At 44.2% G+C, this 8,396-nt stretch carries 4 protein-coding genes and 1 pseudogene; 4 read left to right on the top strand and 1 reads right to left on the bottom strand.

Annotated features, from left to right (window positions below; all coding sequences use genetic code 11):
• The first annotated feature begins 95 nt into the window (after positions 1-95).
• Both QUA77_RS28110 and QUA77_RS28105 read left to right on the top strand, forming a co-directional pair.
• On the top strand, positions 96-3,062 hold the full coding sequence (locus tag QUA77_RS28110) for a SpoIIE family protein phosphatase (RefSeq protein WP_333453872.1): 2,967 nt from the start codon (positions 96-98) through the stop codon (positions 3,060-3,062).
• Positions 3,063-3,360: 298 nt separating this feature from the next.
• Complete coding sequence (locus tag QUA77_RS28105; protein ID WP_445302112.1) at positions 3,361-4,791, top strand: DUF3370 domain-containing protein; 1,431 nt, start codon at positions 3,361-3,363, stop codon at positions 4,789-4,791.
• A 352-nt stretch (positions 4,792-5,143) separates the two neighbouring features.
• On the opposite strand, the pseudogene surE reads toward QUA77_RS28105, so the two are convergent.
• Positions 5,144-5,828: pseudogene (gene surE / locus QUA77_RS28100) on the bottom strand (5'/3'-nucleotidase SurE).
• 738 nt (positions 5,829-6,566) lie between these two features.
• On the opposite strand from surE, the gene QUA77_RS28095 reads away from it, so the two are divergent.
• The gene (locus tag QUA77_RS28095; RefSeq protein WP_333453868.1) at positions 6,567-7,313 is read left to right on the top strand and encodes a PEP-CTERM sorting domain-containing protein; all 747 of its coding nucleotides are present in this window, start codon (positions 6,567-6,569) and stop codon (positions 7,311-7,313) included.
• A 297-nt stretch (positions 7,314-7,610) separates the two neighbouring features.
• The gene (locus QUA77_RS28090; RefSeq protein WP_445302111.1) at positions 7,611-8,354 is read left to right on the top strand and encodes a DUF3370 family protein; all 744 of its coding nucleotides are present in this window, start codon (positions 7,611-7,613) and stop codon (positions 8,352-8,354) included.
• The last annotated feature ends 42 nt before the right edge of the window (positions 8,355-8,396 follow it).

Raw genomic sequence — 8,396 nt, 5'->3', positions numbered from 1 at the left:
AGATTTCACTCACTTTTTCACTTCTCTGTTTTATTGCGATCGTATCCCTCTTTAAAAACTGTCCGAAGTATTGATATGAAGCTGCTGTTAATTATTTGAATGTAGGTATAGAACTCCTGAGTCAAGATAGCTGGGAAAGTAGATACGATCTGACATTTAATTTTTATCTGGAAGCGGCGGAAGCCGAATATCTCAATGCCAATTTAGAACGAGCGGGTATCTTGTGCGATCGCACTCTTCAAAAAGCCAAAACAATCCTCGAACAAGTCAACTTATATGTGCTGAAAATTAGGATTAACCTCGCTAAAAACCAGATTAAATCTGCTTTAGATACTGGGCTACAAATCCTCGAAATACTGGGAGTGACAATATCTCAATTACCCCCGCAAGAACTTAATATAGAGGAGTTAGCTACGCTGCCAAAAATGACCGATCCCTACAAGCTGGCGGCTATGGAGCTTTTAGTTCTGATTTTCCCACCAGCTTGCTTCGCAGAAAGCCCGCTATCGCTACCAATTTTATATACTATGATCGAACTTTCTCGTCAGTATGGGAATTCGCCACAGTGTACTTTTGCCTATTCTATTTACGGAGCACTGGTGTGTTGGCTCATACCAGATATAGATTTTGCATATCAACTTGGTCAACTTTCTTTACAAGTATTAGAGCAGTTAGATGCCAAAGAGTTTCGTTCTAAAATACTGGTTAATGTTTCCATCTGTATTACGCACTTCAAAAAGCATACTAGGGAAACTATAGAACCCCTTCGTCAAGCAATTAATAGTGGCTTAGAATTTGGAGATATAGAATATGCTTGTCATGCTGCTGATTACTACTGTGCTCATCAGTTTTTTAATGGCGAGCATTTAGACTACGTGCAACAACAACAAAAACACTATATTGATTTTGCAGATAATTTTTCCCAAGAATATCAGTTTTATCTGCTCAAAATAATTGGTCAATTAGTCGCAAATTTACGAGGCATAACAGATAATAGCCTAATTTTAACGGGTGAATTTTTGAATGAGGGAGAAGCTATTGCTTATTTGACAAAAATCAATAATTTAATGTCTTTATTTAGAGTGCTTTTTGCAAAAACCCTACTTTGCTATTTATTTAAAGATTATAAAAATGCTATAATTCATGCTAAAACAGCCTTAAATAATTCAATGCTTGTTCAAGCTAACATTAGCTTTAATAACCATATTTATTACTATTCTCTGGCTCTTTTAGCTCAGTATTTTCAGGAAACTGAGGAAAAGCAGCAACAATATCTGAAACAAGTAGAAGAAAATCAAGAAAAGATGAAATACTGGGCGCATCATGCCCCCATGAACTACCAACATAAGTATGACCTAGTAGAAGCAGAAAAAGCTCGCGTCTTACGAGAACCGCTAGAAGCAATGGAATATTACGACCGGGCGATTGATGGAGCCAAGGAAAATGGATATGTACAGGATGAAGCCCTCGCCAATGAACTAACAGCAGAATTTTATTTAACTTTAGGTCGTCAGAAAGTAGCGCGTACCTATCTAATTGACGCTTACTATGCTTATATTCGCTGGGGAGCGAAGGCAAAAGTTAAAGATTTAGAAGAGCGCCATGCTGAACTACTCGCACCAGTCGTCGGTAGGAAAAAGAGCCTGACGAGTGGAAGAGACGAAATGATTGTTCAGAGCAGAACCACTATCACTTCTACCACCAGTTCAGGTGCTGGACAAGCTCTGGATTTATCAACAATTATTAAAGCCTCCCAAGCGCTCTCAGGGGAAGTTAATTTAGATAAGTTACTCTCGAATTTGATGCAAGTATTGCTGGAAAACGCCGGAGCAGAAAAATTTTATTTCATCATACCTGACCAAGCAGGTAAGTGGAAAATTGAAGCTCAATGTACGGGTGAACGATGTCAATTAATCTCCAAGTCAGCGACTGAAAATCAAGTGATTCCTATCTCGCTGATTAATTATGTACAACGCACGCAAGAAACTCTGGCGATCGATGATGCAACGAATAAAAGCAGGTTTGCATCTGACCCGTATATTATTCAGCAGCGACCTAAATCTATCTTGTGTAGCCCCCTGATTAACCAAGGTAAGTTGGTGGGCATCCTATACCTAGAAAATAATTTAACAGCCGGGGCTTTTACGCGCGATCGCCTAGAAGTCCTCAACATCATTTCCGCCCAAGCTGCGATCTCCATCGAAAATGCCCGCCTCTATCAAACTTTAGAAGAAAAGGTGCAACAACGCACCGCCCAACTCGCCGAAGCAAACCAGGAAATTAGCGCCCTCAACAACAAACTTAAAGCCGAAAACATCCGCCTCAGTGCTGAGTTAGAAGTCACCAAACGACTGCAACAAATGATCTTGCCCAAACAATCAGAACTTGATAAAATTAAAGGATTAGAAATAGCTGGATATATGGAACCTGCCGATGAAGTGGGTGGCGACTACTACGACGTGCTAACCCAAAATGATCAGGTAAAAATTACCATCGGCGATGTTACGGGACATGGTTTAGAAAGTGGCGTATTAATGATTATGGCGCAAACCGCCGTCCGCACTCTCCAACAAATGAACGAAACCGATCCGGTGAAGTTTCTTGATGTGTTAAACCGCACCCTTTATGCCAATATCGAGCGCATCGACTCGTCTAGAAACATGACCTTGGCTTTGTTAGATTATCAAGATAGTAACTTCAGCCTCAGCGGTCAACATGAAGAAGTTATCGTAGTCCGTACTGATGGTAACATCGAACTTATCGATACAATTGAACTCGGTTTTCCCCTGGGATTAGAGGAAGATATTTCTGGTTTTGTTTCCCAAATTCAATTGCATCTTAATCCAGGGGATGTAGTAGTGCTTTACACAGATGGAATTACAGAATCTATAAATATAAATCGAGTGTATTACGGCATAGAAAGATTGTGCCAAGTAGCCAAAGAAAATCGCCACAAAACGGTTGAAGAAATTCGACAATCAGTAATTGATGATGTGCGGCAACATATTGACAAACATAAAGTTTTTGACGACATTACGTTGGTAGTCCTAAAACAGAAATAACGCAAGTTGGGAATTGGGAATTGGTAATTGGGAATTGGTAATTGGTCATATCAAGTTTGGTTGCACCGGACTTGTATAGTGGGCGTGTAGTCGATCGAGACGAAGAGGCTCGCTCCATTGCCTTCCTTGGACGCGACTTTTCCAAAGTCCTAAATTGGGCGATCGCCCAATTTACCGCAAACATTCACCTAACATCCAAAAATCCCCAAAAAGATCAACCAACTTGTGGTAAAGTTTTGTGTCGATTGCTTTGCGTCAAGGCAATCTTCTGCAAGTTCAGTTAAACGCCCTCTCAGCAATGTTTTTGCCAATTTTCCCCTTAGCTCAAACAATCCCCGCACCTCTCGCCCAACAACAACTGATCATCGACCCAGAAGCCCCCGCACCCGAAAACGAACTGGATTTGCCGCCACAGCCAAGCAGCAGCCTGCTAAAAACCCTGACGGTGCCCCAGCAAGTGCGCGTTTTGCCGGGGCAACTAGACAGCATCCCGGTTTTCAACAGCAACAGCCCGGAAGTTGTGCAAACCGAAGGCATTTTGCTCTCCACATTTCCCCCGGAAGCCAAACAAGTACCTTCTGCACACTTAAACTTTCCCTTCAAAGGCCGATTTGACATCTTCGCCCACCACATCGCCAAAGCTAAAAATCGCGCCGAAACTCGCACCTTATTTCAAGGAATAATTGTCCACAATCCTAACTCCGAACCTGTTACTTTAAATGTCTTGCAAGGAGCGACTTATTTAACTCGGCCGGATGCCTTATTTGTCGATTTGCCGTCGTATTTAGAAAATAGATTCGGCACTGTGTTTGCCGGGCCTGGAAGCCGCATCACCAGCGATGTCCTGCGGGGATACAGACAAGCCATTTTGCCCGCTGCGATCGAGATTCCCGCCAATGAGAGCCGAATGCTGATGAATTTGCCAATACCTGTGGGGAATGTCACGCCTGCTTCCAACGGTCGATCGACCTTAATGCGAATGTCGAGCAGCAATTCGGTTTATGTAGCATCATTAGCAATGTTTGTTCCTCAAAGTCAAAGAGGAGTCGAGCAAGATCCCACATTAGAACAGTGGGAAAATATTTTAAATACCAAAGGTTTAGCCGGGCCAAGAGATTTAGCACCAACTCCCAGAGGCGAAAATCCGGTGCCAAAAATTTACGGCCGCGTGGCAGGAGTAGCTGAAGGTTCCCAGTGGCAAGCTAAAATTACGGACAATTCGAGAACCGATTATTTAACTATTCCCAAGCGCGGCGAGTCATTTTCCTATGCTTTGAGCACTACTGATACGGGTACTTTTGGAACTGGTCAAGTTCAAAGTGCAAAAATGTTAGCTCGCTATCCCGATACAGCTTATTCTGCTCACGGTAATTACGGCATTCAATACAACTTAACTTTTCCTCTTTACAACAAATCTCGTGAGTCCCAATCTGTTAGCATTAAAATGCAAACACCGCTCAAAGCAAATACAGAAGCGGGGGGATTGATGTTTTACGAGCCTCCTGAAAATCGGATATTTTTCCGAGGTACGGTGCGGGTGATGTTTAAGGATGATACGGGCAAGACTTTGACGCGCTACATTCACATTGTGCAGCGCAGGGGACAGCAGGGGGAACCTTTGGTGAATCTGAATATGAAGCCGGGGGAACGCCGTTTGGTTCAGGTGGATTTATTGTATCCGCCGGATGCGACGCCGCCGCAAGTTTTGACTGTGCGATCAAGTAATTAGTTATTTGGTGACTGTATATTTACACTGTGCGAAACGCGGCTGAATTTCTCACAACAAAAAGTACGATCGCTACTCGACGGGCTCGCCCTTAACATACAAAGATTCGAGAAACTTAACGGCTTCATCAAACACAGCTTCCGGTAACTTCTCAACGAACGCGATCGCCCTTTGACGGATTTCTCCATCAACTGCTTTGGATTGTTGCGAGTCAGTGTCTGCTAAACCGCTATTTTCAAATTGCTTTTGCTTCGATAAAGCTGTTTCTGGAATGAAACCTTCCGTCCCCGATCGAATTTAACACCGTCTATTTAGAGTTTATTGAAAAAAAATATAGTTCGATCTCCCAAATCTATCACAGCGATATCTCAGTCACCGCAATATTACCCTCAAAACACACGTCAACATCAGTCCCCGCGGCCCGATCGCGCGACCCATATTCTCCGGCATAATAAAAGTATTCTCCCTCCACCCGGTAAACCACCGGCAGTGGCTGCGTCGAAGGCTGGCAAAACACAATTTCTGGGTCCGCACTTCCCGGCGCTAAATGCGGCAAATTCACATTCCAGAAACACCCAGACTTTAGTTCCCGGTTCAGCAAATGGGCCAACACCCGCGATGTCCAACGAGTAGCGACATCCCAGTCAATTTCCAGCGGCCTTTTAATTCGGTGGGAAATTGCGATGCCCGGAATACCGTGCATAGTTGCTTCCCGCACAGCCGCAACAGTACCCGAAATATACACGTCAACCCCCAAATTTCCACCCGCGTTAATACCCGAAAGCACCAAATCCGGCTTCGCACAAACGTGATGAAGAGCAATACGCACGCAATCGGCCGGTGTTCCCCCTACAGCATACTCAAAGGACGATCAGCGATCGACATGAATCGGACTGTGAGCAGTCACTTGATGCCCGCAGCCCGACAATTGCCCCTGCGGAGCCACGAGCCACCATAATTGTTTTGCCTTCTACAGCCTGCAAAAGTGCTTGAATGCCCGGAGCATTGATGCCGTCGTCGTTGGTTAAAATTATTGTCATTGAAAATTTGTCTGTTACTAACGTTATTGTGTCAGTGGTGGGCGAGCCGATGCAATCTCAAATGGTAGGGGACGCGGGGATTGTGTCGATTTTAGATTTTAGATTTTAAATTTTAGATTTTAGATTTTAGATTTACTTCACAGATGAATCTGGGAAATTGAACATGAGTCTAAAATTTTTATCTTTCCACAACATTAGTCGGGGGCTTGTATCCGTTTTTGGGCTGTGTCTGCATAACGTTAAGTGTAGTGGACTTACGCACTGAGACTGGGATCTACCAGGTTTTTTCAGCGATACCCAGGCCCTCCACGCCGTATTTTAGTCGTTAAAACCCTGTTTCTGCGCCCGGGAAGAGTTACTAATTCTATATTTACTGGCTGTGCAACTAAATTTTACTTTGCCGTAGATCTGGCGATCGACCAACATATTTCTCATTATTTGTATAAATTCTAACTGGCAAAAAGTAAAATTACGTAGTTAGCGGTTGTGACAGCCGATGATACCGAAAGTTGCAATAACGGATAGTTAGCCGTGGAATGCTTCAGCACCAATTATCCTAGCGTTTGCGATACAACCAAGTTTACGAAAGGTTCAAGAATAAACCTCGAAGAATATTGTTTTGGTAAAGGTATCAAAAATGTATAGACAAATACCTTTACATGATAGATGATGTAAACAGGTACCGAAAGAAATCAGTAAAGTCAATCCCCCCAACGATATAAAAAAGGTATTACTCTTATGAAAACCAACTTCGCCCAACCACTAACCGCGTGTCTAGCTACCGCTGGTTTAGTCATTGCTTCTTCATTACTAACTGCAACGCAAGCCCAAGCATTCAGTTTATCCGTGGCACCTGAGTACGGTAGTACCAACAGCCTGGGCAACGTTATCGGCACCGGTGCTACTGCAACATTGGACTTCAACTTTGTCCAAAGTGGAGCCGATTTGCTCCTGAATTTAGGCATCAAGAATACCACTGGCACTCAGGTCACAGCCGGTGGTGCAACAGACTCTTCTCTCGTTGCCGTGGCATTTGACGTATTGAGTGGCGTTAATGCATCGGTTAAATCTACCGCAGGCAGCACTTTTACAGCGTTTTGGAACAATGTTGATATTAGTGGCTTGCACAACGGTTTCGACTATGGCATTAGCACTCCGCGCAAGAGCTTTAATGGTGGAAACGCTAATGGAGGCTTATATAAAAATCAGTCTACTTTGGTTAGCTTTTTGCTAACTGGCAGCAGTCTGAGTGCGGCTCAGGCAGAAAATGCTTTCTTGACGGGATTTCAGAATGGTACGCTTAAGGCAGGGGTTCGCTTCCAGCAGGTAGAGGGGTCTCGTGTTGGCACCAGTGACAAAGTTATGGCCGGAGTTTCCCCTGATGCTGAGCCAGTACCCGAACCAACCACTATCGCAGGTATGGTGATGGGGTTGGGAAGTTTAGTAGCAGCCCGCCGCAAGCAGGCAAAAAAAGCTCTTGCTTAAATTGTCTCAGGGGTGCAGGCCATCCATCGGCAGAAAAGCTCATCGCTTTTCTAGTGAATGCAGGTTAACTTCTAGTATCAACTCATAAGAGCCAGCGCAGCTATAGTGCTTCTGGCTCTTATTTATGCTCTACATTTTGTCAAGGTGAAGAACAAAAAATTTGCGATGTCCGAATTTCTGCAAAAATAGACCTAAAATCCCAACCTCACCAGAAAATATAAACCAACTTGTGGTAATGTTCTGTGTCGGTTGCTATGTGGCAATCTTCTGCAAGTTCAGTTAAACGCGCTCTCAGCAATGTTTTTGCCAATTTTCCCCTTAGCTCAAACAATCCCCGCACCTGGGACCCAACAAGTCATCATCGAGCGAGAATTCCCGCTGCCGGAAAACGAACTGGATTTACCACAACCGCAGACAACCGCCCCGCTGAACACTGTGACGGTGCCCCAGCAAGTGCGCGTTTTGCCGGGGCAACTAGACAGCATCCCGGTTTTCAACAGCAACAGCCCGGAAGTTGTGCAAACCGAAGGCATTTTGCTCTCCACATTTCCCCCGGAAGCCAAACAAGTACCTTCTGCACACTTAAACTTTCCCTTCAAAGGCCGATTTGACATCTTCGCCCACCACATCGCCAAAGCTAAAAATCGCGCCGAAACTCGCACCTTATTTCAAGGAATAATTGTCCACAATCCTAACTCCGAACCTGTTACTTTAAATGTCTTGCAAGGAGCGACTTATTTAACTCGGCCGGATGCCTTATTTGTCGATTTGCCGTCGTATTTAGAAAATAGATTCGGCACTGTGTTTGCCGGGCCTGGAAGCCGCATCACCAGCGATGTCCTGCGGGGATACAGACAAGCCATTTTGCCCGCTGCGATCGAGATTCCCGCCAATGAGAGCCGAATGCTGATGAATTTGCCAATACCTGTGGGGAATGTCACGCCTGCTTCCAACGGTCGATCGACCTTAATGCGAATGTCGAGCAGCAATTCGGTTTATGTAGCATCATTAGACCTCTTGCAAAAAAAATCTATGTTATAATTAAAGGTTTTGAATTTTAGATCTGAAAGCTAACTCATAATT

The organism is Microcoleus sp. K5-D4 (assembly GCF_036704575.1).
Classification (GTDB): Bacteria; Cyanobacteriota; Cyanobacteriia; order Cyanobacteriales; family Microcoleaceae; genus Microcoleus.
The sequence above is the reverse complement of the archived record's forward strand: the minus strand, read 5'-3'. Positions and strand labels throughout refer to the sequence as shown.